Genomic DNA, 25,764 nt, shown 5'->3' with positions numbered 1-25,764 from the left:
CTCCAACCAAGGAAGGCACCATGGACGTTACCCTCTTTTCCGACGGCTCTTCCCGCGGCAACCCGGGGCCCGGTGGTTACGGCACTATTCTGCGCTATACCGCTCCCTCGGGCACGGTGCACGAGAAGGAGTTCTCCGAGGGATTCTCCTGCACCACCAACAACCGCATGGAGCTGCTCGGCTGCATTGTGGGCCTTGAGGCGCTCAAGCGCCCCTGCTCGGTTACGGTGTACTCGGACTCGCAGTATTTGGTGAATGCCTTCAATCAGAATTGGGTGGCCGGCTGGCTTAAGCGCGGCTGGAAGAACGCCCAGAAGCAGCCAGTGAAGAACGTGGACCTCTGGAAGCGCCTATTGGCCGCCAAAGAGCCCCATCAGGTTACCTTTGTGTGGGTGAAGGGCCATGCGGGCCATCCCGAGAACGAGCGCTGCGACGAGCTGGCCACCACGGCCGCCGACAACCCGGCCTGCCACCGGCAAGACGAAGGATTCCGCGGCTAAGTTTTGACGCCCCCTGGCGGCAAGCGCTCCGCTAAGCCAAATCGGCGCAGTAGCCGCGGGTTTGGATGCGGCGCGGGCTTTCCGGGAACAGATGGGCGTAGATGGCCATGAAGTAGCTGTCGGTCATGGAGGCCATATAGTCCACCACAATTTGGTTCGGATCCTGGGCCAGATATTCCTCGGGCTTGATGGAGCGCGAGGCCGCGCAGAGCCGCTTCAGGTGATGCTGGAAGATAGGGCTCTCGCGACGGTCGGTGATTACGTCGCTGAGCAGCTGGGCGTACATTTCCTCGAACATCTCTTCTACCAGGTTCTCAGTCTCGTCGACCATGCCCTCTTTCAAGTAGATGACCTCGTAGTTCTGCTTCTTTGCGCGCTTGAGGTCGGCGAACACCGCTTCGCTCATGGCAATTTCACCCGTGCCGTAGGAGTTGTTGACAATGTCCACCGTCAGGTTGTTGATGATCTTCGCGTTGGTAGTGCCGATGACGTCGGCATCGAACACGTCAAGGGAGTCGATGACGCCCATGGCCAGGGCATCTTGGCGGTCTTTGCCCAGGTAGGCAATCATGTCGCTGACGCGCACCACGCAACCCTCCAGCGTGCTGGGGCGCAGGGTCTTGATGGTCAGCTCATCGGCGTTGCAGGCCTCCACCAGTGCGTCCAGCTCCTGGAAGGAACCGCAGGTGCCACGCACCAGACGCTGCTGGGCGAACTCGCCGTTGTGGCAGAGCACGCCGTCCAGGGTTTGCAGCGAGACGTTGCGACGGTACAGGTCGTCCAGCACGCGCACGGAATGCACGTTGTGGTTGAAGTAGCGGCCGGTGCGACGGTGGTAGCAGGTCGAAAGGAAGCGCTCGCCGGCATGACCGAAGGGAGTGTGCCCCACATCGTGCCCCAGGGCAATGGCCTCGATCAGATCGCAGTTGAGACCCAGGAGGCTGCCGATGCCCCGGGCCACCCGGCTTACCAGCTGCACATGCAGACCGCGGCGGGAGATCTCGTCGTTTTCCGCGAAGGAGAACACCTGGGTCTTGTCGGTGTAGCGGTTGTAGGCGGGAATGTTCAGCACCTTTTCGATATCGCGCACGAAGGCCGGCCGAGTGAGCGTGGCCTCGTCGTGCTTGAAATCCTCGCGCCGCACAACGTCCTCGTCGCGGAAACGGGTGGGGTTTTCGCGCCCGGCAGCACGGTCGGCGCGGATGGCCTCTTCTATTTCAGGATCAAGGGAGAGGTAAGGGGCGGTGTCTTTGCTCATGGATACGCTCGCTTTCGCCATCTGTTGTTTACCGCCATGGTAACTGCGGAACATCCGTTTGCCCGCAAGGTGATATACTCTCCCAAAAAATGAGCACAGAAGAATCAGGAGCGTCAGTGGCTGCCATCAGCGATGAGGATATTCAAAAGGTTCGGGAAGCCAGCGATTTGGTGGCCATCATAGGAGAGCGCGTGCCCGTCAAGCAAAAGGGGCGCGATTTCTGGTGCTGCTGCCCGTTTCATCAGGAGAAAACGCCTTCGTGCAAAATCGATCCCGCCTTGCAGCGCTGGCACTGCTTCGGCTGCGGCGAGGGCGGCGATGTCTTTACCTTCATCCAGAAAAGCGAGGACCTTACCTTTCCTGAGGCCGTGCGCCGCTTGGCCGAGCGCGCTCACATCGACATTGTGGAGGCCTCGGGGCGCCCGTCGGTGCCCGCCAGCCGCAAGGCGCGCCTGAAGGAAATTTGCGCGCGCACTGCGGAGTTCTACCATACCCAGCTCATGCGCGGCAAGGGCGCCGAGCCCGATGCGGCCCGTGCTTACCTGGCCGGTCGCGGCTTCGGCGGCACGGTGCCGAAGGACTGGAACCTGGGCTTTGCCCCCGGCCATGGGGTGCTCGTGCGCCACTTGACTGGCCTTGGCTTCAAGGGCGATGAATTGGTGGCGGCCAACGTGGCGCTGACCGGTCGCGACGGGCGGCTGCGCGACCGCTTCTTCAACCGCGTCATGTTTCCCATCAACGATGTGCAAGGGGAGTGCATCGCCTTCGGCGGCCGCGTGATTGGCCAGGGCGAGCCGAAGTACCTGAATTCCCAGGAAACCCCCTTGTTCCACAAGTCGCAGGTGCTCTACGGACTCGATAAGGCGAAAGCCGCCATGGCTGCTACGGGCGATGCCGTGGTGGTAGAGGGCTATACCGACGTCATTGCCCTGCACGAGCACGGCATTGCCAACGCGGTGGCCACCCTGGGCACGTCGCTGACCATGAAGCACATTCGTCTTCTGTCGCGTCATGCCTCGAAGCGCATCGTGTACCTGTTCGACGGTGATGCGGCCGGCCAGCGCGCCGCCGATCGCGCCCTCAGCTTCATCGACGACTCCATGACCCCCGAAGCGGGACGCACCCGCGTGGAGCTGGTGGCCGTGACGCTGCCCGACAATTTGGACCCGGCGGAATTTGTGGAAGCTCGCGGTGCCGACGCCTTGCAAAAGCTGCTGGACGATGCGAAGCCGCTCATCAAGTACGGCATCGACCGTCGCATGGCGGCCCACGACCTCAGCACGGCCGAAGGCCGCACCCGCGCCTTGGCAGCCTGTCTGGAGGTGCTGGCGCCCATCAAGCAGTCGATGCTGGCCAAGGATTACGCCATCCAGCTGGCTGGGCGCTTGCGCCAGCGTGAGGAGGATGTGCTGGCGGCTTTGGCGCGCCTGGAAGCTCCGCGTTTCACCGAGCGCGTCGACGAAGAGCCTCCGATGCCCGTTGCGCCGCCGCGTCCCCGGCGCGCTCTGACGCGGGCTGAGCGCAATCGCCTTTCCTTCGAGCGCGCCTTTCTGAGCCTGGTGGCCCATCATCCGTCGGTAGGCTTGGCCCATGCCGATGGCTTGGCCCAGGTGCAGTGGCACGAAGAGGTTCACCGCCTGGTGGCCGAGGCCATGCTGGAAGCCTGGGAGGAGAACCCGGGTCTCGACAGCGCTGCCCTGGTGAGCCGAGTGGCCGACTCCGCCCCGCAGGCCACGGCGGTGTTCATGGCGCGGTCGTTCGATGAGAAGAAAGACCCGGAGGAACTCGGCAATTTTCTTGCGGAGGAGTTGGCTTTGGGCGATGCCGAGGAGGCAGTGGCCGATTTGGTGGCCCAGCTTTCCGACGAGAGCCTCGATGCCGACGAGGCCATGCTGCTCCACGAGACGGCCACGGCGTTGCAGAAGGATTTGGCCGCTCGTCGCCAGGCTCATCGATCCCTTCCGTAGATTTCGCGGCGTATCTGGACAAGCCTTTCGCCTTTGCCCACAATAAACAGGTTAACAACCTGTTCGCGCCTTTGCGCATCCCATAAGAGTTAGGAACCACGGTGCTGCCTATTGTCATTTCCCCCGATCCTATTTTGGCCACGGTTTGCGAGCCCTGCGACTTGTCGGACAAGTCGCTCAAGCGTTTGGCCAAGCAGATGGAACATGCTATGTATAAAAACTACGGCTGCGGCATTGCGGCGCCCCAGGTGGGCGTCACGAAACGCCTCATCGTCATTGATGTGGACTGGGACGGCGAGAAGGGGGAGAAGAACCCCATCGTGCTGGTGAACCCTGAAATTGTCGAGTTGGCTGGCGAGCCGGAAGTGGGCAGCGAGGGCTGCCTGTCCTGCCCCGGCGTCAACGTGCCCATCGAGCGTCAGCCTTGGGCCCGCGTTCAGTACTACGATCTGGATGGCGAGCTGTGGGAGATCGAGGGCGACGGCCTGCTGGGCCGCTGCCTTCAGCACGAGATCGACCACCTGAACGGCAAGACGCTCTTCGAAAGCTGCGATGCCGCCACCCGTATCGAGGCGCTGCGCCTCTACGAGGAGGCTCGTGCGGCCGGCGCCCGTCCCGGCGACACCGATTTCGAGGTGAAGTAGCGTGCGCATCGTCTTCATGGGCACGCCTGCCTTTGCCGCCGACATCCTGGATCAGCTCATTCCTCACCACGAGATCGTGGCGGTGTACACGCGTCCCGATGCAGTGCGCGGCCGCGGCAAAACGCTCGTGCCCTCGCCGGTGAAGGAAGTGGCCCAGAAGCATGGCATCGAGGTGCGCACGCCGCGCTCCCTGCGCGACTCTCAGGTGCAGGCTGATCTAGCGGCTCTGCGCCCTGAGGTCATCTGCGTGGCCGCTTACGGCGCCATTCTTCCCAAGGAAGTGCTCGATATTCCGCCGTATGGCTGCTTGAATGTTCACGGCTCATTGCTGCCGCGCTGGCGCGGCGCGGCCCCTATCGAGCGCGCCCTGTTGGCGGGCGATGAGGAAGTGGGCGTGTGCATTATGGCCATGGAGGAAGGGCTCGACACCGGCGACTACTGCGTGCGCCGCGCCATTCCCGCCGCGGGTCAGACGGCTGCCAGCCTTACCGTGGAGCTAGCCGATCTGGGAGCCCAGGCCCTGTTGGTGGCACTGTCCCAGGTGGAGGCCGGCCATGCAGCCTGGGTTACCCAGGACGAGAGCTGCGTTACTTATGCGGAAAAAATTGCCAAGGGCGAACTGGACCTCGACCCACAGGAATCCGCGGATGTCAATGAGCGGCGGGTGCGCGCGTCCAGCGAGGCCCATCCGGCCCGCTGCATTATCGGCGAGCGCCCCGTCACCGTTCTGGCTGTTGCTCTGGCGCCCGCAGAAATTACCGTGGCGCCTGGTCAGGCTCAGTTCATGGCGAAGAAGCTCTACCTGGGCTGCGCCCAGGGCGTGTTGGAAGTATTGGAAGTAAAGCCCGATGGCAAGCGTGCCATGGAGGCCAAGGCCTTTGCCGCCGGTGTGCCGGTTTTGCGCGGGGCAGAAGGAGCATGGCACCATGCGTAACGATCATCGAGCTCACAACCAGCGTCGCTCCTACGACCGCGCGTCCCAAGGCGATCGTCTTGCCCAGGGTGGCCGCCCCTCTCAAGGGGGCAAGCCCCGCGGAGATCGTCGCTTCGACCGTCGAGGCGGCAAGCCCGGCGCCGGCAAGTTCCGCCGCGACGACGACGGCAAAGGCGGCAAGCCGGATTTCCGCAAGCGCGATGGTGCACGTTCAAGCGAGCGTTCCGACCGCTCTTCGGCTGACAAGCCCTACGCCAAGCGCGATGGAAAACCGGGTGGATTCAAGTCCCGTGACGGAAAACCCGGCGGCTTCAAACCTCGCGATGGCAAGCCCGGCGGCTTCAAGTCCCAGGGCGATCGCCGCGACGGCTTCAAGCCTCGGGAGGACCGCGCCGAGGGGTTCAAGCCCCGCCCGGCTGGACAGCGTGACGACTTCAAGCCTCGTCGTGAGGGCGATGGGCCGCGCGCCCCGCGCACCGATGGCGCCCAGGCAGTGCAGAAGCGCAAAGGTTCGGGCAAGCATGCCACTTCGGCGCGTGAGCTGGCTCTTTCGGCTATTCATCAGCTGCGCGAGCGCGATGCCTTCGCCCAGGACATTATTGCGAAGACCATCGACACCTCGAAGCTTTCCCGCGAGGACCGCGCCTTTGCCACGCGCCTAGTGCTCGGCGTCGTCAGCATGCGCGGCACCCTCGACGAGATCCTTGATTCCTGCATGGATTCTCCCGACGATGTCTCGCCGGCCGTGCGCGATGCCCTTGACCTTTCGGTTTATGAGATCATCTTCTTGGACAAGAGCCCTCATGCCGCCGTGGACCAGGGCGTCGAGCTGGTGCGTTCGGTAGCGCCCCGCGCTAGCGGCCTGGCCAATGCGGTGCTCCGCCGTGTGGTGCGCGCCAAGGACGCCTTCCCCTTCGGTGACCCGCGCAAGGACCTGGCGGCCTATGCCCGCTTGCACGGCTTCCCCCAGTGGCTCACCGAGCGCCTGCTCAAGGAGCTGGGACCCCAAAACGCCCTAGCTTTCATGAAGGCTTCCAACGAGCCCGCGCCGGTGTTCGTGGCCATCAACGCTGCCAAGGCCGATGAGGCCGAGGTGGTTTCGGTGTTGGCGGCGGCCCATGGCGAGCCCGAAGCTGTGACGGTGGCGGGGCGTCCCGTGCCCGGCTGCTACCGTCTGTGCTCCGGCGTGGTGCTCCACGACGGCCGTGTGCGTCGCATGTTCAACCAGGGTCTTATCCTTGTTTCCGACGCCACGTCCCAGGCCATTGCGAACCTGGTGCTGGAGGGGGAGAAACCTGCCACCTTCCTGGAGATCGGCGCCGGGCGTGCCACGAAGACCATCCTCGACCAAAGCTGTGCCGTGCGCCGTTTCGGCAGCCAGATCGACGACTACGTGACCGTGGACAATCATGCGTTCAAGACCAAGCTCCTGCGCGAGCGCTGCGAGCAGTACGGCATCAACGTCGCCGACGCGCTGACTGGCGACGCCACCGATCTCGATGTCTTGATAGGCGAGCGCACCTTCGACACGGTGTTCGTGGACAGCCCCTGCTCGGGTCTGGGCACCCTGCGGCGCCACCCCGAAATTCGCTGGCGTTTGACGGCCGAGGCCATCGAAGAGCAGGCCGCCCTCGACGAGCAGCTGCTTGCAGCGGCAGCGGGCCACGTGGCCCCCGGCGGTCTTCTGGCCTATGCCACGTGCACTATCACCCAGCAAGAGAACGCTGCTGTGGTGGAGCGCTTCCTGGCCAGCGAGGCCGGGGCGGCCTTCGAAGTGGTTCCCTACGACAATCCCGAGTTGGGCGTCGAAGCGCCGTTCTTCTCCACCATGCTGGAGCCCGGCAGCTCCGATGCGCATTTCCTGGCGCGGATGCGACGCAAAGCAGAATAAGCACTGCGAAAACGGCCTTCGGGCCGTTTTCTCTTTCCTGGAGCGAGGAAAACGGGGAACCCCGGGCGTTTCGGATAAACCGATAGAGGACGCGCAGGAAAAACTATGGGCGCTTCCCCGATGAGTTGACTATTTTGAAACGCAGGTGAACAGGATGTCAGTACAATACTGCGATACTGAAAACTGTCTCAAGGAAAAGGAGGTCGCAATCGTGGAGCCGAATATCAAAGAGGTGGCGGGGCGTATTCGCGCGCTGCGAGAGGACATGGACCTCACTTTGCAGGAGATGGCCGAGGCTACAGGTCGCTCCGCCGCCGAGTATGCCGCCCAGGAATCGGGGGAGGAGGATCTCTCCTTCACCTTCCTGTACAAATGCGCCGACAAGTTCGGCGTCGACGTGATCGAGCTGCTGACGGGCGAGAATCCTCACTTGACGGGCTATTCGCTTACCCGTGCGGATCAGGGCCTGTCCATCAAGCGCCGCGCCGGCTTCGAGTACCTGCACAAGGCGCCGCATTTTCGCCACAAGCTGGCCGAGCCCTTCGTGGTCACCGCACCTTACCTGGAGGAGGAGCAGGACGTGCCGGTGCATCTGTCCCGCCACGAGGGCCAAGAGCTTGACTTCATCATCTCGGGCAAGATGCGCTTTGCCTACGAGGATCACGAGGAAATCCTCGAGCCGGGTGACCTGGTCATGTACGACTCGGGCCGTGGCCACGGCATGGTGGCTACGGGCGGCGAGCCCTGCGTGTTTCTTGCCATTGTCATGAAGCCCCAGGACGAGAAGATTATCTAGGCGCCGCCGGGAACGCCCCGACGTCGCCGCAACCGATAATCCCATTCGCCCTCTGACTTCATGCAAGGAATTACTATGCGCCATATCAACGAACGCTATGTTACCGAGGCCTTCAACGAGGAAGGCCAGCTCACTCAATTCGACATCGAAACCCCGGCCGACTTCAACTTCGCCTACGACGTGGTCGACGATATTGCCGTGAACGACCCCGAGCGCCGCGCCATGGTGTGGTGCAATCCGGAGGGGGAGGAGCACGTCTTCACCTTCGCCGACATGAAAACCTGGTCGGACAAGACGGCAAATTTCCTGGCCGAATGCGGTATCGGCCGCGGCGACTTTGTCATGGTTATCTTGCGTCGCCATTACCAGTTCTGGTTCGTCATGCTGGCCCTTCAGAAGCTGGGCGCTGTGGCCGTGCCTGCTACCTTCATGCTGAAGGAGCACGATCTTACCTACCGCCTGCAGGGCGCCGACATCAAGGCCATCATTGCCACCTCGGCCGGCGATATCGCGGCTACGGTGGATGCCGTTGTCGACGAGTGCCCCAGCGTGGAAACGCTCATCCTGGTGAATCCGGCGGGTGCCGGCCTCACGCCTCAGGATGCCGATGGCACCTGGCTTTTGCCCGCCGACGAACCGGCGGGCCCCGCGCTGTCGGGTCCCGAGGGCATCTGCGCCGCACCGGTAGCCCGCGACGGCTGGCGTGACTTCAACACCGAGGTACGCGCGGCCAGCGCCGACTTTGAACGCCGCGAAACGGCGGCGGCCGATCCCATGCTCATGTATTTCTCCAGCGGCACCTCGGGCAATCCCAAGATGGTGCTGCACAATTCCGGCTATGCCCTGGCCCATCTCATCACGGCGAAGCACTGGCACAACGTGCGCCCAGACGGCCTGCACTTTACCATCGCCGACACCGGTTGGGGCAAGGCCGTGTGGGGCAAGTTCTTCGGGCAGTGGCTCATGGAGGCCGCGGTTCTTACCTACGACTTTGACCGCTACGATCCGGCCGACATCCTGGGTCTCATCGGTCGCTACGGCGTGACCACCCTGTGCTGCCCGCCCACTATGTACCGCATGATGACCGAGGTGAACGTCGACGAGTTCGACCTGTCCAGCCTGGAGTACTGCACCACGGCGGGCGAGGCGCTCAACCCCGACCTGTTCGATTTCTGGCGCGAGCACACGGGCCTTACCATCTACGAGGGTTTCGGTCAGACGGAAACCCCGCTGACGGTGGGCAACTTGACCAACTCCACGCCGCGCCCTGGCTCCATGGGCAAGCCCGTGCCGCTCTACGATATGCGCATCCTGCGTGACGACGGCACCGAATGCGACACCGGCGAGACGGGGGAGATCTGCATCAACATTGATCCGCACCCGGCGGGCATCATGATGGAGTACTACCGCAACGCGGAGAAGACCGCTGAGGCCATGTACGACGGCTGGTACCACACCGGCGATACCGCCTGGCGCGACGAGGAGGGCAACTACTGGTACGTGGGTCGCAACGACGACGTCATCAAGTCGAGCGGCTATCGCATCGGCCCCTTCGAGATCGAATCGGTCATGCTCGAGCACGATGCCGTGCGCGAAGTGGCGGTTACCGGTGTGCCCGACCCGGTGCGAGGGTTTGCCGTCAAGGCCACGGTGGTACTGGCCGATGGCTGGCAGGGCAGCGACGCCCTGACCCAGGAGCTGCAGAAATGGGTGAAGCGCCAGACGGCCCCCTACAAGTACCCGCGCATCATCGAGTACGTGGACGATCTGCCCCGCACCGTAAACGGCAAGATCCGCCGCGCCGCCATCCGCGAGCAAGACCAGACGCACCACGCATCCCAGAAAACCCCCGAGGGGCTGATCTAGCGTGGACAAGGCCGCATTGCTGGAAAGCTTGGCGCCCGTTACCGTGGTGGTGGGTCACTACGGGGTGGGAAAGACCAACTTCTGCCTCAACCTGGCCCTTGATGCGGCAGACGCGGGCGCGGCGGTCACTTTGGCCGACCTGGATGTGGTGAATCCCTACTTCCGCTCCAGCGAGTACCGGACGCTTCTGGAGGAGCACGGTGTGACTCTCATCGCCCCGGTCTTTGCCCGAGCGGGCACGTCGTTGGACGTGCCGTCGCTGACGGGCGCGGTTATCCCCGCCATTAATCGCGCTTATCACGAAGCGCGGACTGGCGGAGAGGGTCCGCGGCCCGTGGTCATCATCGACGCCGGCGGCGACGACGTGGGCGCTACGGCGCTGGCGCGCTTTGCCCCCGCCATCCAGGAAGGCCCCCACGAGGTGTGGTACGTGGTGAACGGCTATCGCAACCTTACCAGCACGCCGGAGGAGGCCGCGGCCATTCTCGCCGAGATCGAGGCGAAAAGCCATCTGACGGCTACCGGCATTGTCAACAACTCCCATTTGCAAGGAGAGACCACGTTGGGACACATTGCAGAATGTGTCCCCTTTGCCCAGGCCACAGCCCAGGCCACGGGCCGGCCCCTTCGTTGCACTACGGTGCCCGAATCGGCCATTCAGCAGGAAAACGACGGGTCAACGCCGCTTGAGCGTATTCCCGAAAGCTATCCTGTACAGGTACTTGTTTCCACGCCCTGGGGATAAAAGGGCTGAAAGCAATAGGACGCTTCGCCGTGGGAGAGCGACGGAGCGCAGAAACGCACGAGCGAAAGAGGTTCCTATGGCGCGACTAACCGTTGACGACTTCTTCTGCAAGGGCTGCGGCCTGTGCGTCGAGGTGTGCCCGGTTCACATTCTTGAGCTGGACCCCGACGTCATCACGGCCAAGGGCTATCACCCGGCCCATTGCATCGATCAGGAAAAATGCACCGGCTGCGCAACCTGCGCCGTCATGTGCCCCGATGTGGCCATCACCGTGGAAAGGTAGGGACATGGCTGAGAAAGTACTCATGAAGGGCAACGAGGCCATGGCCGAGGCGGCCATGCGCGCTGGTTGCCGCTGCTTCTTCGGATACCCCATCACCCCGCAGACCGAGGTGGCCGCCTACATGTCGAAGAACATGCCCAAAGTGGGCGGCGTGTATTTGCAGGCCGAGTCCGAGGTGGCGGCCATCAACATGGTCTACGGCGCCTCGGCGGCCGGCGCGCGCGTGCTTACCTCGTCCTCTTCGCCGGGCATTTCGCTGAAGAGCGAGGGCATCTCCTATATGGCCGGCGCCGATCTGCCGGGCGTCATCATCAACGTGGAGCGCGGCGGCCCGGGTCTGGGCTCCATCCAGCCTTCGCAGTCCGATTACTGGCAGGCCACGAAGGCCACCGGTCACGGCGACTTCCACATTGTGGTCTACGCCCCCTCCACGGTGCAGGAGATGGCCGACTACGCCTACAAGGCCTTCGACACGGCGGACAAGTACCGCGTGCCCGTTATGATCCTGGCCGACGGCCTGCTCGGTCAGATGATGGAGCCCGTGGTGCTGCCCGAGGCGCGCGCCTTGGAGGACTTGCCCGAGAAGCCCTGGGCTACTACGGGTCACGGCCATAAGCGCGCCCACAACGTGGTGAACTCGCTGTACTTGACGGCCGAGGACCTGGAAGACCTCAACATCGAGCGCTATCAGCGCTACGACACCATCCGTGCCAACGAGCAGGAGGCCGAAACCTACCTGATCGACGATGCCGACATTGTGGTGACCGCCTTCGGCGCCTCGGCCCGCGTGGCCCGCAGCGCCGTGAACGCCGCGCGCGCCCAGGGCATCAAGGCCGGTCTGTTCCGCCCCATCACGCTGTGGCCGTTCCCCGTGGACGCTCTTGAGGCCACCGTGCCCCAGGCCAAGGCCTATCTGGACGTGGAGATGAACATGGGCCAGATGATCGAGGACGTACAGCTGGTGGTATCCGGCCGTCGCCCTGTCGAGTTCTTCGGCCGCACCGGCGGCGTCATCCCCACCCCCGACGAGGTGCTTTCCGCCCTGGTGGCCCTCAATGAGAAAGTAGGTGAGTAGCATGGCCGAGACAACCGAGAAGGAACTCAAGGTCGTTTACGAGCGTCCCAAGTCCCTTTTGCCCGTGGTGACGAACTTCTGCCCGGGCTGCCCCCACGGCATTGTGGAGCGTACGATGTGCGAGGTCATGGACGAGCTGGGCATCGAGGGCGACACCATCGGCGTGGCGCCCGTCGGCTGCGCCGTTATCTCCTACGACTTCTTCGGCTGCGACATGATCGAGGCGGCTCACGGCCGTGCTCCCGCGGTGGCCACGGCGGTCAAGCGCGTGCAGCCGAACAAGGTGGTCTTCTCCTATCAGGGCGACGGCGACTTGGCCTCCATCGGTATGGCCGAGACCATTCATGCCGCTACCCGCGGTGAGAACATCACCGTCATCTTCATCAACAACGCCATCTACGGCATGACCGGCGGCCAGATGGCCCCCACCTCGCTGCCGAACCAGGTGACGCAGACGAGCCCCTACGGCCGCGATGTAACCACGGCGGGCAACCCCATCCGTGTGTGCGAGCTGCTCAGCTCCCTGGACGGCCCGGCCTACATCGAGCGCGTCACGGTGGATACGCCGAAGAACGTGCGCAAGGCGAAGAAGGCCATCAAGAAGGCGTTCCAGAACCAGATCGACGGTGTGGGCTACTCCTTCATCGAAGTGGTGTCCACCTGCCCCACCAACTGGGGCATGACCCCGCAGGGCGCCTTTGAGTGGATGCGCGAGAACATGCTGCCGTACTATCCGCTCGGCGTGTACCGCGACGTGGTGGCCGACGGCTTCGCCAACGCCGCCGAGGCGGCTGCGGCCCGCAACGCCGACTGCCCCATCGCCCATCCCGAGAAGAAGGGGGAGAACTAATGAGCAACGATCTGCAATGCGTCGTGGCCGGCTTCGGCGGCCAGGGGTCGCTGTTCGCCGGCAAAGTTATCGCCATGGCGGGATTGGCCGAGGATCGCGAGGTGTCCTGGATGCCCTCCTACGGCCCCGAGATGCGCGGCGGCACGGCCAACTGCTCGGTTACGCTGTCCGGCGAGCCCATCGGCAGCCCGCTCGTGCTGCATCCCAATGCGCTCATTGCCCTGAACCAGCCCTCCTTCGACAAGTTCCTCGACACGGTGGTGGAAGGCGGGACGGTCATCGTCGACACCGCCATGGTGCCCAATGTGTCGGAGCGCGAGGGTGTGAACGTCATCGGCATTCCAGCCACGAAGCTCTGCGAGGAGCAGGGGCTCAAGGGCCTTTCCAACATCGTGCTCATCGGCAAGCTGTGGAAGGAAACCCAGTTCTGCGAGCGCGCGTCCCTCGATGCCGCCATTGCCAAGGTGGTGCCCGCCTCGAAGCCCGAGAAGCTGGAGCAGAACCGTACCGCCATCGAAATCGGCCTCAACGCTTAAGGAGCCATCATGGAAGAGAATCTGCAAGAGCTGGGCATGCGCATCCAGGGCCTCCGCGAGGCCTGCGATGTGTCGCGCCACACCATGGCTGAGGAGCTGGGCGTCGACATCGACACCTATCGCTCCTGGGAGGAAACCGGCGTCGACATCCCCATTTCGGCGGTGTATCACATGGCCACGAAGTTCAACGTGGACTTGGCCGAGGTACTCACCGGCACCGCACCGAAGCTCAACACTTATCATGTGGTGCGCCATGGCGAAACCGAAGAGGTGGAGCGCTATCCCGGCTATCACTACGAGGACATGGCCAGCCGCTACTCTCATAAGATCATGCAGCCGTTGCTGGTCATTCTGGAGCCCGGCGAGGACGCGGCCGAGCTGGTGGAGCATCGCGGCCAGGAGTTCAACTACGTGCTGGAGGGATCGATGATCCTCACCTTCGGCGATCGCGACATCGAGCTGAACGCCGGAGACAGCATCTACTTCAACCCCGAGTACCCCCACGGCCAACGCTGCAACGGTACCCAACCCTGTAAGTTCATCACGATTATTGCGGAGTAGCAACCCTCAGCTAGAGGATTCTTTCGTAGTTGTAAGAGCAGCCCGGCGATTTCGGGTGTCCTGACCGAGCGAGTTCCGCAGCGACTGAAAATGTCCAGTGGACATTTTCACAAAGCGAGGACTGTCTGAGCGAATCAGGATACCCGGAAGCGCCGGGCGGACAGACAAAGAGAAGCAAGGAAGACAAAGAGAGCATCATGGATCACGTTTTGAAGAAGTACTGCCCGAGGATCGAGTTCGACTCCTACGAGGACTTTGCGGAGAACTTCAAGATCGAAGTGCCGGAGGCCTTCAACTTCGGCTTCGACGTGGTAGACGAGTGGGCCGAGGTAGAGCCCGATAAGCGCGCCCTGCTGTGGTGCAACGACGCCGGCGAGGAGCGTGTTTTCACTTTCACCGACATCAAGAAGCTGTCCAACCAGGCCGCCAACGCCTTCGCCGATCTGGGCATTGGCAAGGGCGACGTGGTTATGTGCATCCTGCGCCGTCGCTGGGAGTACTGGATCTGCGCCGTGGCCCTGTGCAAGCTGGGCGCCACCATCATTCCGGCGTCGCTGCAGCTGACGAAGAAGGACGTGGCCTATCGCGTGAACAGTGCCGACGTGAAGGCTATTGTGGCCGTAAACGACGACTACGTGTGCAGCCAGGTAGAGCAGGCCATGCCCGAGTGCCCCTCCATTTTGGCGAAGTTCATCGTGGACGGCTCCCGCGAGGGCTGGATCGACTTCGACCAGCTCATCGACGGGTTCCCCGACACCTTCGAGCGCCCCACGGGCGAGGCCGGCGTCACCTCGAAGGACATCATGCTCATGTACTTCACCAGCGGCACCACGGGCAATCCCAAGGCGGTGGAGCACAACTTCGCCCATCCGCTGGGACACATCATCACGGCCAAGTACTGGCAGCAGGTGCGCGAGAACGAACTGCACATGACCGTCACCGATTCCGGCTGGGCTAAATTCGGCTGGGGCAAGATCTACGGCCAGTGGATTTCCGGGGCCACTATCTTCGCCTACGACATGGATAAATTCGTGCCCACGAAGCTGCTGCAGAAGATCCAGGACTACCAGCTCTCCACCTTCTGCGCTCCGCCCACCATGTATCGTTTCATGCTCCAGGAAGACGTGGAGTCCTATGATCTGTCCAGCGTGAAGAACTTCGCCACCGCCGGCGAGCCGCTGAACGCCGAGGTGACCATTCAGTGGGAGCGTCTGACGGGCAAGAAGATCCGCGAGGGCTTCGGCCAGACGGAAGGCCCCGTGCTGCTGGCCACCTTCCCTTGGATCGAGCCGCGCCCGGGTTCCATGGGCAAACCGTCGCCGCTGCTCAACGTGAAGCTGCTCGACGACGATGGCCGCGAAGTGGAGGACGGCGAAGAGGGCGCCATCTGCGTTACCGGTCTGAAGGAGGCTTATCCTCCCGGTCTGTTCGTGGGTTATTACAAGAATCCCGAGCGTACGGAAGAGGCCGTGGGAGGGGAGTACTACAACCTCCACGATCTGGCTTGGCGCGACTCGGACGGCTACTGCTTCTTTGTGGGTCGCGACGACGACGTCATCAAGTGCTCCGGCTACCGCATCGGGCCTTTCGAAGTGGAGAGCGCCCTGGTGGAGCACCCGGCCGTTATCGAGTGCGCCGTAACGGCCGCCCCCGACCCCATCCGAGGCAAAGTGGTGAAGGCCACGGTGGTGCTCGCCAAGGGCTACGAGGGTACCGAGGCCCTGACGCGCGAGCTGCAGGAGCACGTGAAGAAGACCACGGCCCCCTATAAGTACCCGCGTATCATCGAGTACACCGACGAACTGCCCAAGACCATCGGCGGCAAGATCAAGCGCAAGCTTATCCGACAGACCGACGGTGTGATGGACTAACGTCACGACTACGAAGGACCCGGATTATCCGGGTCCTTTTGTTTGACAGAGCAGCAATAAGGAGCTGTTGAATAAAATCAAGGCACTCAAGGGAATCGCCGTCCACCGACGGTGATTCTTGTTTAAGGGAAAAATCCCTCTAAAGGGTGACGTTTCTGCTGACCTTTTATGGGAATTCGGTTATTATACGTTTGAGGCTGATACAAGGTTTTTTTGGTGCACCTGTGCCCATTGGCTTTGATGTGGATCTGCTGGGGAGGGCCGATCCCACCAGCCTTACAAGAAGGAGGCGCGATGGCGTCTGAAGTTCCAAGCTGGAAGGATGGATGTATGACGGAAGAAGAGAAGGCCGAGGTAGCTGCTCCCGATACCGCTGCGGCCGCGGAGCAGGCTCCCAAGGCAAAGAAAAAGGGCAAGAAGAAGTGGCCCATCATCGTCGGCGTAGTTGTCGCTGTCGTTGTGGTGGCCGGCGCCGGTTTCTGGGTCTGGCATGAGCAGCCCAGCTTCTGCAACGCCATTTGCCACACCCCCATGGATGCCTATCTGCCCACCTACGAGGCTGAGGTCGACATGGCCTCCACCGACAAGTGGGGCAACGAGGTCACCAACGCCAGCGCTATGATGGCTCCGCTCCATCGCGCTCAGAACGGCGACACCTGCCTGTCCTGCCACGTGCCCACTTTGAGCGAGCAGATTTCCGAGGGCATGTCCTGGGTCACCGGCAACTATGAGGTCTGGCATACCCAGACGGGCCTGATGGTGCCTCCCGAGCGCACCCTGGCCGAGCTCACCGAGGCTCGCGGCATTCCGGCCGACGAGTTCTGCCTCAACGAGGCGTGCCACAACATGACGCGCGACGACCTGGCCAAGGCCACGTCCGACATGAAGCGCAACCCCCATGTGGCTCAGCACGGCACCGTCGAGTGCAGCGAGTGCCACAAGGCTCACCGCGCGTCGGTGAACTACTGCTCCAGCTGCCACAACGACGCTGACATTCCCGACGGCTGGATCACTGCCGCCGAGAACAAGACGCTGTTGAAGCAGGTGCAGGAGGGCGAATAGGTCTTAACTGACTGATGCTTTTCCTTGAGGGCCGTCCATTTGGGCGGCCCTCTTGCTTTGTTCCTCCGAGTTGCTCGTCCGCCCCCTCGCCGCCCGAACCCCGCTCCGGGCACGCGCCGCTTCGCTGACTCGCTTCGCTCGGGCGCTGCGCTACTTCATGCTTTTACGGGGCGGCCTTTGGCCGCTTTTTGTTTTTGGTGTTCAGACGGTGCCCTTCGGGGGTTCGGGCGGCGAGGGGGCTACTCGGCTCTTGAAGAGGGGGCAACCTTCAGGTTGAGCCTTCGGGGAAGGGTGGGTATCGGGTTTTCTAACGTTTGGTAACGTTGGGGTTTCTGGTTTTCTTTCTGAGGAATCAAGTCATCGAATCGGTTCAGTATGGAGTCAGTCAACTGGCGCAGCCCCTATGACCGCGCCCTGAAAGGAGTGGACCGATGGAGCTGAAAGATTCCCAGTCCTGGAAGAACATTGAAACGGCCCTTGATCTGGAGTGCCGTGCTTACTGCGAGTACACTTTCTACGGCCAGCAGGCTGCCAAGGACGGTTACACGCAGATCTCCGAGATCTTCAACGAAACGGCCGGCAATGAGCTGCATCATGCCAAGCTGCTGTTCAAGAAGCTGCATGACGACGCCGTGCCGCATACCATGGACAATCTGAAGGCCGCCAAGGCTTCCGAGGAAGCCGAGGGTGTTGACGCCTATCAGAAGTTCGCCGCCGATGCCCGCGAGGAGGGCTTCGTTGATCTGGCGAACTGGTTCGAGATGCTGGCGAAGATCGAGCTCACTCACGAGGAGCGCTTCCAGGCGTTGATGGATCGCATCAACAACGACGAGGTCTTCCGTCGCAATGAGGTCAAGGTGTGGGTGTGCACCGTGTGCGGCCACATCCATATCGGCACTGAGCCGCCGGAGCGCTGCCCTGTGTGCGATCATCCCCAGGGTCATTTCGAGATTCGCGCCGAGAACTACTAAGTTCTTGTTCCGTTCGCCTAGCGGGACGAATGGACTATGTTGACAAAACGGGTCTGGCGGGCGACTGCCAGACCCGTTTTGTTTTTGTTCTCCGCCGTGCCCGTTCGCGGAAATAATTGAATATTTCATTTATGGGGGTTGCAAGTCATCGTTGCGCGTCCTATATTGAGCACGTCCTTTAAATGCGGTACAGAGAGGCCGACAAGGTAACTACATCAGCGCACTGAACGCTGGCGGCAACGCAAGCGCAAAGCGCAAAGACGCAGAAGCCTTTGTCAGGGACAGGGCTTTTTTTAATGCCCGAACCTGGCAAGATGAGCGGGCAAGCGGTAAAAGCTCATCGGTTTCGTCTGTACGCACGAACCTTATCGAAGGGAGTGTGTATGAGCGACGCAAACAATGTTAAGTCCATCTGCATGGACGCCAACGACATCGAGCGTGCGGTGACGCGTATGGCGCACCAGATCCTCGAAGCTAACAAGGGCGCCGAAGACATCGCGCTCGTGGGTATCGTCACCCGCGGCGATCTTCTGGCCAAGATGCTGGCCTGCAAAATCGAGGAAATCGAAGGGGTGAAGGTTCCCCTCGGCAAGCTCGACATCAGCTTCTATCGCGATGATTTCGCCACCCATTTCGCCCCCGAGGTGCATTCCACCGATATCCCGTTCTCCATCGACGGCAAGACCGTGGTGCTGGTCGACGACGTTCTGTACACCGGCCGTACCATCCGCGCCGCCCTGGACGCGCTCATGGACATTGGCCGCCCAGCCGCCGTTGAGCTGGCAGTGCTCGTTGACCGTGGTCACCGCGAGCTGCCCATTCGCGCCGATTTCGTGGGCAAGAACGTCCCCTCGTCCTCCAGCGAGAACGTCCGCCTCTTCCTTGAGGAAGTGGACGGCATCTCCGCCGTGGAAATTCTCGATATCGAACCGGGCCAGCGCGCCGGCGCCTCGCCCCTGGGAACCAAGGAAGGTGAGTAGGGCATGGCCTTCGATCACAAGCATCTTATCGACATCACCGAGTACTCGGCTGATGACATCATGACCATTCTGGAAACGGCGAAGACCTTCAAGCAGGTCAACGAGCGTCGCATCAAGAAGGTGCCCACGCTCAAGGGCTTCACCGTGGTGAACATGTTCAACGAGCCGTCCACCCGTACGCGCTCCTCCTTCGAGATTGCTGAGAAGCGCCTGTCCGCCGATTCGCTGAACTTCGGCGGCTCTTCCACGGCCACGGTAAAGGGCGAGAGCCTCGTGGACACCGTGAAGACGCTGTGCTCCTACAAGATCGATTGCATCGTGGTGCGCGACCGCTGGGCCGGCGTCCCGCGCAAAATTGCCGACGTGTCCGGCGTGTCGGTCATCGACGCCGGCGACGGCAAGCATCAGCATCCCACCCAGGCGCTGCTCGACCTGTACTCCATCTGGGAGGAGAAAGGCGACCTGAACGGCCTGCATGTGGGCGTGGTGGGCGACATCAGCCACTCCCGTGTGTGCGGCTCGCTTATTCCGGCACTGAAGATCATGGGCTGCGAGGTCACGGTCATCGCACCGCCGACGCTGCTGCCCGCCCGCCCCGACATTCTGGGCGCCGATCATGTCACCAGCAACCTCGACGAGGCACTGCCCGAGCTGGACGTGGTGTACATGCTGCGCATCCAGCGCGAGCGCTTCGAGGGTGCGCCCTATCCGAATCTGCGCGAGTACAACCTGCTCTACGGCCTCACCCAGGAGCGTGACCGCCTCATGAAGCCCGATGCCACCATCTGCCATCCGGGTCCCATCAACCGCGGCGTGGAGCTGGACAGCTTCATGGCCGATCATCCGAAGCGCTCCATCATTCTCGATCAAGTTTACGCCGGCGTGCTCGTGCGCATGGCTGCCCTGTATCTGCTCTTAGGAGGTAGCAACGATGGCATTGATGCTTAAGAACGCACACCTGGTCGACCCCCAGATTGGCCTTGATGAAGTAGCCGACATTCTCATTCGCGACGGTAAGATTGTCGAAGTGGGCCACAACCTTACCATGGAGAAGGGCGAGGAGCGCGATCTGACCGGCAAGATCATCACGCCGGGCCTGGTTGACCTCCACGTTCACTTCCGCGATCCGGGCCAGGAGCAGAAGGAGGACATCGCTTCCGGTACCCGCGCTGCAGCCCATGGCGGCTTCACTGCCGTGTGCACTATGCCCAACACCTCACCGGTGGTTGACGATGCCGTGGCCGTTGAGTACGTGAAAGCCCGCGCCGCCGCGGTAGGGAAGTGTCGCGTGATCGTGTCCGGTGCCTGCTCGAAAGATCTCAAGGGCGAGGTGCTCTCGGACATGGGCGACATGTACCTCCATGGCGCTCCGGTGTTCACCGACGACGGCCACGGAATCCAGGACGCCGGTATGATGCGTCGCGTTATGGACTATGCCAAGCAGTTCGACACCGTTATCATGGCTCACTGCCAGGATGATTCCCTGGTGGGCGACGGCCAGGTGAACGAGGGCGTGGCCAGCACCCGTCTGGGTATGGTGGGTTGGCCCGCCGAGGGCGAAGAGCTGGAAATTGCCCGCGATATCGCTCTGTGCCGCCTGACCGGCTGCCCGCTGCACATCCAGCACATCACCACCAAGCGCGGCCTGGATCTGGTGGCTGCGGCCAAGGCCGAGGGTCTGCCTGTTACCTGCGAGGTAACCCCCCACCACATGTTCCTCACTGAGGACGACATCACGGCCGAGTATCAGACCGCTCTCAAGGTGAACCCGCCGCTGCGCACCGCCGAGGATGCTGCGGCACTTATCGAGGGTCTGAAGAACGGCGTGATCGACGCCATCGTCACCGACCATGCGCCCCATACCGACTGGGAGAAGGACCGCGAGTTCGAGCTGGCTCCCTTCGGCATGACTGGTCTCGAGACCTCGCTGTCCCTGGTGCTTACCCATCTGGTGCGCGCCGGCGTCATCGACTACGGTCGCATGGTGCAGGCCATGGCCGTGGCGCCGCGTGAGATCCTGCGCCAGGAGCCGGTGAAGCTGGAGGCTGGCAGCACGGCTGACCTCACCGTCATCGACCCCGAGGCTGAATGGACCGTTGAAGTGGGCGACTTCTACTCGAAGGCCAACAACTCGGGCTTCATCGGTGCCAAGCTGACGGGCCGCGCCACCGACACCTACGTAGGCGGCTACGCCACCATGCAAGACGGCGTCGTGGTGGACGGCGGCACCATCTAAGGTTCGCTAGCCGCTGCGCCACCCAAGACACCCACGGCATCACCGCGCCCCGGGCCCACCGCCCGGGGCGCTTTACGTTTTGGAGCAGCTGGCCGGGCACTTGGCGTTGTGGCGAGGATGGTTCAGGGCGCCAAGCAGCATCCTCGCTCCTTGATGCTAGACCTCGTGGTCATATCTGCCTCGAAGCAGAACTTCGCAGTCAGATTCGCCTCGAAGCGGAGCCTTGTGGTCGAATTCGGCTTGCGGTGCAGGATTGCGGTCAAATTTTGCTCGAGGCGGGGTTTTTGCCCGAAAATGACCTTTTAAGGTCGAAATCACCTCGAGGCGGGGGTTTTGCCGCGGGCCACATCGCGGACTCTGGCAGTTTCCCCAGGTCAGCGAAATCCATGCTCGCAAACACTGGTCAAAAAGCCGCCGAGTTCAATAAACGTGCAGGCAAAAGCATCAACCTCGACAGATTTTCGACCTTAAAAGCTCCGTTTCGGGCAAAAACCCCGCCTCGATGAAGATTTGACCATGCAGTGGTAGCCTGACCTCTTCGTAACGGGGGACTGTCGCGGGGAGAACGGGTGCGTGGCGGTTTCGTCGAGTAAGCCGTGGCTCACTACAATGGGGTTGCGGGGGCGCTTGCCAAAGCGCTCAGCCTTTAACGCTGTTTATATGCCAGCAGCTCGGACACGTCCCCGCAGAGACGAAACTGCCGCTTGGAGGCCTATGAAGCCCCGAGCGATAAGTGAAAGGACCTTCCATGGCATTCCTTACTCGACGTACGTTCATGGGCTTGATGGGCGTTGCGGCTCTCACCCCGGTACTTGGCGGCTGCTCCTCCGAAGAGCCCGCAACGGCCCAAGAAGGCGGCCAGGCGGCCGACACCAGCGTGAACGCCAACGGCATGCGCACCGTGGACACGGACAAGGGGCAGGTTGAGATTCCCGCCAATCCGCAGACCATTGTTTCCGATTACTATCTGGGCGAACTGCTGGCTGTGGACGTCAAGCCGGTTATCGCGTCGCCCTATGCGTTGAACAACCCCTTCCTTGCTGGCCTGTGCGACGGCATTGAAGAGTTGAACACCGTCTCAGCTGAAACCTCTCTGGAAATGATTGCCGAGAAGGAACCCGACCTCATCATTACCATCACCGAGGCCGATTACGACAAGTACTCCAAGATCGCGCCGACGGTGTATATCCAGGACGGCAAGCGCTCCGACGAAGATCTGTTCCGCTACATTGCCTCCCTGGTGAACAAGGAGGACGCTGCCGAGGCCTACATCAACGAGTTCAACGATCAGGTGGCCATGGTGAAGGACGAAATGGTGTCCATCGTGGGCGATCGCACTGTGTCCATCCTGGAGGTGTGGCCCCAGGAGATCTACACCATGGGCAGCCGCTTTGCCCGTGGCGGTTCCATTCTCTACGATATGTGGGGCTTGAAGGCGCCAGAGCCCATCCAATCCACCATGGTAGACGGCGATGAAACTTACAAGGTCATCTCGGTGGAGGCGCTGCCCGATTACGCCGGCGACTTCATCCTCTACGGTGTCCTTGACAGTGCCGACAGCGCCTACGTGGACGACTCCAAGCTGTGGCAGAACCTGCCGGCCGTAAAGGCCGACCGCGTGCTGCCCTACGAACAGGTGGCCTTCATGCATCGCGATCCCATTACGCTTTCCCACCAGCTCGATATCTTCGTGGACTTCTTCCGTGCCCACGAGAACGACGCTGCCTAAGGACGCTTCTTGTCCCGGGTGCGCATATCGCTGTTCCTCATAGGGGGAGTCGTGGCGGTTTTTCTGGCCGCCGGGCTCTCCCTCTTCTTTGGCAGCACGGCCATTGCTCCCGATCAGGTCATTCAAGCCCTTATCCATCCCGATATGGCGAACCAGGACCAGGTGGCCATTGTGGAGCTGCGCGGGCCGCGTACCTTGGCCTGCATCTTGGTAGGGGCCGCCTTCGCCGTGGCCGGTGCCATCATGCAGGGCGTCACCCGCAATCCGCTGGCTGATTCGGGACTGCTGGGCATCAACGCCGGTGCGGCTTTCGCCCTGGCTTTGTGCCTGGCGCTGCTGCCGGGCATGAGCTTCACCGGCGTTGTGCTTTGCTCCTTCGCCGGGGCCGCCTTCGCGCTTGTCGTGGTCTATGGCAGCGTCAGTTTCCGTCGCCGCAACGTGGATCCCGTGCGTCTTGTTCTGGCCGGCTGCGCGGTGGGACTCTTCCTCACGGCGCTTGCCCAAGCGGTGGCCATCTTCTTCAACATCGGCTACAGCCTGACCTTCTGGACCGCCGGCGGCGTTGCGGGCGTGCGTGCGAATACCTTGGCTCTTACGGCGCCCTTTATCGTAGTGGCCTTGGTGGCTGCGTGGGTGCTTGCACGCCGTGTGGCCGTGCTCTCGCTGGGCGATGAGGCAGCCTTGGGCCTGGGCATCAACGTGGGGAAAACGCGCACGTTGTGCCTGGTTGTGGTGCTCGTGTTGGCCGGCGCGGCTGTGGCCCTGGCTGGCCCCGTAGCCTTTGTGGGCCTGATGGTGCCCCACGTGGTGCGCCGCTTCGTAGGCGCCGATTACCGTGCCGTTATTCCTGCGTCCATGGTAGGCGGGGCGCTGTTCATGCTGCTGGCCGACGTCATTGCCCGTACGGTTATGGCCCCCACCGAAGTACCCATTGGGTTCATTTTCGCCATTATCGGCGTGCCGTTCTTCATTTGGGGCGCGCGAAGGGAGGCGGCGGACCTTGACTGACGCGCGACAGAAAAGACGGACAACCTTCGTGTTTGTGGTGCTCATAGCAGCCGCCGCGGTACTCTTGTGGGCCGATATCAACGCCGGTTATCGCAGCATCTCGCTGGAGGAGCTGGGGCAAATACTTTCCGGGCAGGCCAGCCAAAGCCTCACCTACACGCTTATCGAGCTGCGTTTGCCCCGCGTACTGACTGCCATGCTCGTAGGCATTGGGCTAGCGGTAGCCGGTTGCCTTCTGCAGGGCATCTCGCGCAACGACATGGCCGACCCGGGTGTCCTCGGCATCAATGCTGGTGCGGGGCTCTTGGTGGCGGCATTCATTGTGTTCGTGCCGGCAGGAGCCGTAGCCTCTGAAATTGCTCTTCCCGTGCTTGCTTTTGCAGGCTCCCTGGCCGTGGCCTTTGTCGGATGGCGCCTTTCGATTGTGCGCGGCGTATCGAGCCCCAAGCGGCTCCTTCTCATTGGCGTAGCGCTGGCCACGGGGCTTTCCAGTGTGACATCGCTTCTCATGCTGCAACTTTCCGACGGCGACTATGCCTTCGTGCAGAACTGGATTGCCGGCAACATCTGGGGCGCCTCGTGGCCCAATGTGATGCTGCTGGCCGTGGGCCTTACCTTCTTGGTAGCCGTGGCGCTTTTCTTCGCCCGCACGCTCAACGTGCTTGCCCTGGGGTCCCAAGCAGCCACGGGGCTTGGCGTTAACGTGCGTCGGGCCTCCGAGGGATTGCTGGCTGTGGCGGTAGGCTGCTCGGGACTGTGCTGTGCCGTGGGCGGGGGCCTTACCTTCGTGGGCCTGGTGTGTCCTCATTTGGCGCGGCGCCTGGTAGGCCCGAACTTCCGCGTGCTTATTCCAGCCACGGTGCTGGTGGGAGCGGTGCTCATGCTGGCTGCCGATATCATCTCGCGCACGCTGCTGGCACCCAACGAAATTCCCGTGGGCCTGGTGGCTGCCGTCATCGGCGCCCCGTATTTCCTGTACTTGCTGGCGAAATCCTAGGAGAAGGGGAGAGCCATGAACCACGAAACCACTACCGAACCAAATACCGTTGCCTCCCAGCGCAGCCTCGATGAGCTGGCAGCCGCCCACGACGCCGAAGACAGCCTTATTTGCGAAGGTTGCGATCGCTCCTGTGCGTGGTTCAACGATGCCGCGCTCCGCGGTGAGGGCATCTCGGTGGGTTACGAGGATCGCCTTATCATCGCGCCCATGGACGTGGCCCTCCCTGAAGGCAAGGTAACCTCTATTATCGGACCGAACGGATGCGGCAAGTCCACGTTGCTCAAGGCGCTCTCGCGCACCATGCCCACGCGAAGCGGCGCGGTGTATTTGAACGGGACCGCCATAGCCTCGCTGCCTACGGCGGAAATCGCCCGTCAGATGGCACTGCTCCCGCAGTCTCCCTCGGCCCCGGGTGGCCTTACGGTGAAGGAGCTGGTCAGTTACGGCCGTTACCCCCACCAGAAGGGGTTCGGCCGCTTGACGGACAAAGATCACGAGATTATCTCCTGGGCCCTGGATATAACGCGCTTGACCGCCTTCGCCGACCGCGCTATCGATGCGCTGTCCGGCGGCCAGCGCCAGCGCGCCTGGATTGCCATGGCTCTGGCCCAGGATACTGACCTCATCCTGCTTGATGAGCCCACCACCTATTTGGACATGGCCCATCAGCTAGAGGTGCTGGAGCTGCTGCAATCGCTCAACCGTGACCAGGGTAAGACCATCGCCCTGGTCATTCACGAGCTGAACCTGGCCTCACGTTTCTCCGACTGGATGATTGCCATGAAAGACGGCTCCATCCGAGCGGCTGGCACCGCCGAACAGGTGATGACGCCGTCCATGATGAAGGAGGTCTTCGGCCTGGAAGCGCTTATCGAACCGGATCCCTGGACCGACAAGCCCTCGCTGGTGAGCTATCGGTTAGCTGGGTAGTTTGGTGAAAGAGGGTCGAGGCAAGTCCATGCGGACAAGCTATCGGGCAGAGCAGGGCGCATCGCACGTCT

24 protein-coding genes are annotated in these 25,764 nt (G+C 62.2%); 23 read left to right on the top strand and 1 reads right to left on the bottom strand.

What is annotated here, in order from left to right; genetic code table 11:
- The first annotated feature begins 20 nt into the window (after positions 1-20).
- Positions 21-500: a ribonuclease HI gene (gene rnhA, locus PZH32_RS09865; RefSeq protein WP_275207909.1), complete on the top strand. Its 480-nt coding sequence runs from the start codon at positions 21-23 to the stop codon at positions 498-500.
- A 31-nt stretch (positions 501-531) separates the two neighbouring features.
- Here rnhA and PZH32_RS09860 read toward each other — a convergent pair whose 3' ends face one another.
- Positions 532-1,758: a deoxyguanosinetriphosphate triphosphohydrolase family protein gene (locus tag PZH32_RS09860; RefSeq protein WP_275207907.1), complete on the bottom strand. Its 1,227-nt coding sequence runs from the start codon at positions 1,756-1,758 to the stop codon at positions 532-534.
- Positions 1,759-1,874: 116 nt separating this feature from the next.
- Between PZH32_RS09860 and dnaG the strand changes: the two genes are divergently transcribed.
- The 22 genes from dnaG (at position 1,875) to PZH32_RS09750 (ending at position 25,693) form a co-directional block, all read left to right on the top strand.
- Positions 1,875-3,725 carry a DNA primase gene (gene dnaG, locus PZH32_RS09855; RefSeq protein ID WP_275207906.1) on the top strand — a complete coding sequence of 617 codons (1,851 nt, stop codon included), beginning with the start codon at positions 1,875-1,877 and terminating at the stop codon, positions 3,723-3,725.
- Positions 3,726-3,826: 101 nt separating this feature from the next.
- Complete coding sequence (gene def / locus PZH32_RS09850) at positions 3,827-4,369, top strand: peptide deformylase (RefSeq protein WP_275207905.1); 543 nt, start codon at positions 3,827-3,829, stop codon at positions 4,367-4,369.
- A 1-nt stretch (position 4,370) separates the two neighbouring features.
- On the top strand, positions 4,371-5,303 hold the full coding sequence (fmt, locus tag PZH32_RS09845) for a methionyl-tRNA formyltransferase (RefSeq protein ID WP_275207904.1): 933 nt from the start codon (positions 4,371-4,373) through the stop codon (positions 5,301-5,303).
- Complete coding sequence (locus tag PZH32_RS09840) at positions 5,296-7,194, top strand: transcription antitermination factor NusB (RefSeq protein WP_275207902.1); 1,899 nt, start codon at positions 5,296-5,298, stop codon at positions 7,192-7,194. The genes fmt and PZH32_RS09840 overlap by 8 nt, the downstream gene beginning before the upstream one ends.
- Before the next feature lie 211 nt (positions 7,195-7,405).
- Complete coding sequence (locus tag PZH32_RS09835; RefSeq protein ID WP_275207900.1) at positions 7,406-7,990, top strand: helix-turn-helix domain-containing protein; 585 nt, start codon at positions 7,406-7,408, stop codon at positions 7,988-7,990.
- A 75-nt stretch (positions 7,991-8,065) separates the two neighbouring features.
- Positions 8,066-9,856: an AMP-binding protein gene (locus PZH32_RS09830; protein WP_275207898.1), complete on the top strand. Its 1,791-nt coding sequence runs from the start codon at positions 8,066-8,068 to the stop codon at positions 9,854-9,856.
- Position 9,857: 1 nt separating this feature from the next.
- Positions 9,858-10,601: a ParA family protein gene (locus PZH32_RS09825; protein WP_275207897.1), complete on the top strand. Its 744-nt coding sequence runs from the start codon at positions 9,858-9,860 to the stop codon at positions 10,599-10,601.
- A gap of 76 nt (positions 10,602-10,677) precedes the next feature.
- Positions 10,678-10,884: an indolepyruvate ferredoxin oxidoreductase subunit alpha gene (locus tag PZH32_RS09820; RefSeq protein WP_275207896.1), complete on the top strand. Its 207-nt coding sequence runs from the start codon at positions 10,678-10,680 to the stop codon at positions 10,882-10,884.
- A gap of 4 nt (positions 10,885-10,888) precedes the next feature.
- A complete protein-coding gene (locus tag PZH32_RS09815; protein WP_275207895.1) occupies positions 10,889-11,959 on the top strand; it encodes a 3-methyl-2-oxobutanoate dehydrogenase subunit VorB in 1,071 nt (356 codons plus the stop codon).
- Position 11,960: 1 nt separating this feature from the next.
- Entirely contained in the window at positions 11,961-12,809 is an 849-nt protein-coding gene (locus tag PZH32_RS09810; RefSeq protein WP_275207894.1) for a thiamine pyrophosphate-dependent enzyme, read from the top strand.
- Positions 12,809-13,345: a 2-oxoacid:acceptor oxidoreductase family protein gene (locus PZH32_RS09805; protein WP_275207893.1), complete on the top strand. Its 537-nt coding sequence runs from the start codon at positions 12,809-12,811 to the stop codon at positions 13,343-13,345. Before PZH32_RS09810 ends, PZH32_RS09805 begins: the two co-directional genes overlap by 1 nt.
- Positions 13,346-13,354: 9 nt before the next feature.
- Entirely contained in the window at positions 13,355-13,906 is a 552-nt protein-coding gene (locus tag PZH32_RS09800) for a helix-turn-helix domain-containing protein (RefSeq protein ID WP_275207892.1), read from the top strand.
- 197 nt (positions 13,907-14,103) lie between these two features.
- Positions 14,104-15,777: an AMP-binding protein gene (locus tag PZH32_RS09795; RefSeq protein WP_275207891.1), complete on the top strand. Its 1,674-nt coding sequence runs from the start codon at positions 14,104-14,106 to the stop codon at positions 15,775-15,777.
- Between the two features lie 330 nt (positions 15,778-16,107).
- The gene (locus tag PZH32_RS09790; protein ID WP_275207890.1) at positions 16,108-16,839 is read left to right on the top strand and encodes a cytochrome c3 family protein; all 732 of its coding nucleotides are present in this window, start codon (positions 16,108-16,110) and stop codon (positions 16,837-16,839) included.
- Between the two features lie 431 nt (positions 16,840-17,270).
- On the top strand, positions 17,271-17,810 hold the full coding sequence (locus PZH32_RS09785; RefSeq protein WP_275207889.1) for a rubrerythrin family protein: 540 nt from the start codon (positions 17,271-17,273) through the stop codon (positions 17,808-17,810).
- A 383-nt stretch (positions 17,811-18,193) separates the two neighbouring features.
- The gene (gene pyrR / locus PZH32_RS09780; protein ID WP_275207888.1) at positions 18,194-18,790 is read left to right on the top strand and encodes a bifunctional pyr operon transcriptional regulator/uracil phosphoribosyltransferase PyrR; all 597 of its coding nucleotides are present in this window, start codon (positions 18,194-18,196) and stop codon (positions 18,788-18,790) included.
- Between the two features lie 3 nt (positions 18,791-18,793).
- The gene (locus PZH32_RS09775) at positions 18,794-19,738 is read left to right on the top strand and encodes an aspartate carbamoyltransferase catalytic subunit (RefSeq protein ID WP_275207887.1); all 945 of its coding nucleotides are present in this window, start codon (positions 18,794-18,796) and stop codon (positions 19,736-19,738) included.
- Entirely contained in the window at positions 19,722-21,026 is a 1,305-nt protein-coding gene (locus tag PZH32_RS09770; protein WP_275207886.1) for a dihydroorotase, read from the top strand. Before PZH32_RS09775 ends, PZH32_RS09770 begins: the two co-directional genes overlap by 17 nt.
- Positions 21,027-21,774: 748 nt before the next feature.
- A complete protein-coding gene (locus PZH32_RS09765; RefSeq protein ID WP_275207884.1) occupies positions 21,775-22,755 on the top strand; it encodes an ABC transporter substrate-binding protein in 981 nt (326 codons plus the stop codon).
- 51 nt (positions 22,756-22,806) lie between these two features.
- Positions 22,807-23,763, top strand: coding sequence for a FecCD family ABC transporter permease (locus PZH32_RS09760; protein WP_275207882.1), 957 nt, complete (start codon positions 22,807-22,809; stop codon positions 23,761-23,763).
- Complete coding sequence (locus tag PZH32_RS09755) at positions 23,756-24,760, top strand: FecCD family ABC transporter permease (RefSeq protein ID WP_275207880.1); 1,005 nt, start codon at positions 23,756-23,758, stop codon at positions 24,758-24,760. The genes PZH32_RS09760 and PZH32_RS09755 overlap by 8 nt, the downstream gene beginning before the upstream one ends.
- A gap of 15 nt (positions 24,761-24,775) precedes the next feature.
- Entirely contained in the window at positions 24,776-25,693 is a 918-nt protein-coding gene (locus PZH32_RS09750) for an ABC transporter ATP-binding protein (protein ID WP_275207878.1), read from the top strand.
- Positions 25,694-25,764 lie beyond the last annotated feature (71 nt).

Origin of the sequence: Adlercreutzia equolifaciens (genome assembly GCF_029076695.1) — a bacterium.
In the GTDB taxonomy this organism is placed as follows: Bacteria; Actinomycetota; Coriobacteriia; order Coriobacteriales; family Eggerthellaceae; genus Adlercreutzia; species Adlercreutzia equolifaciens_A.
Note: the sequence above shows the minus strand (reverse complement) of the source record. Positions and strands in the feature narration are given on the sequence as shown.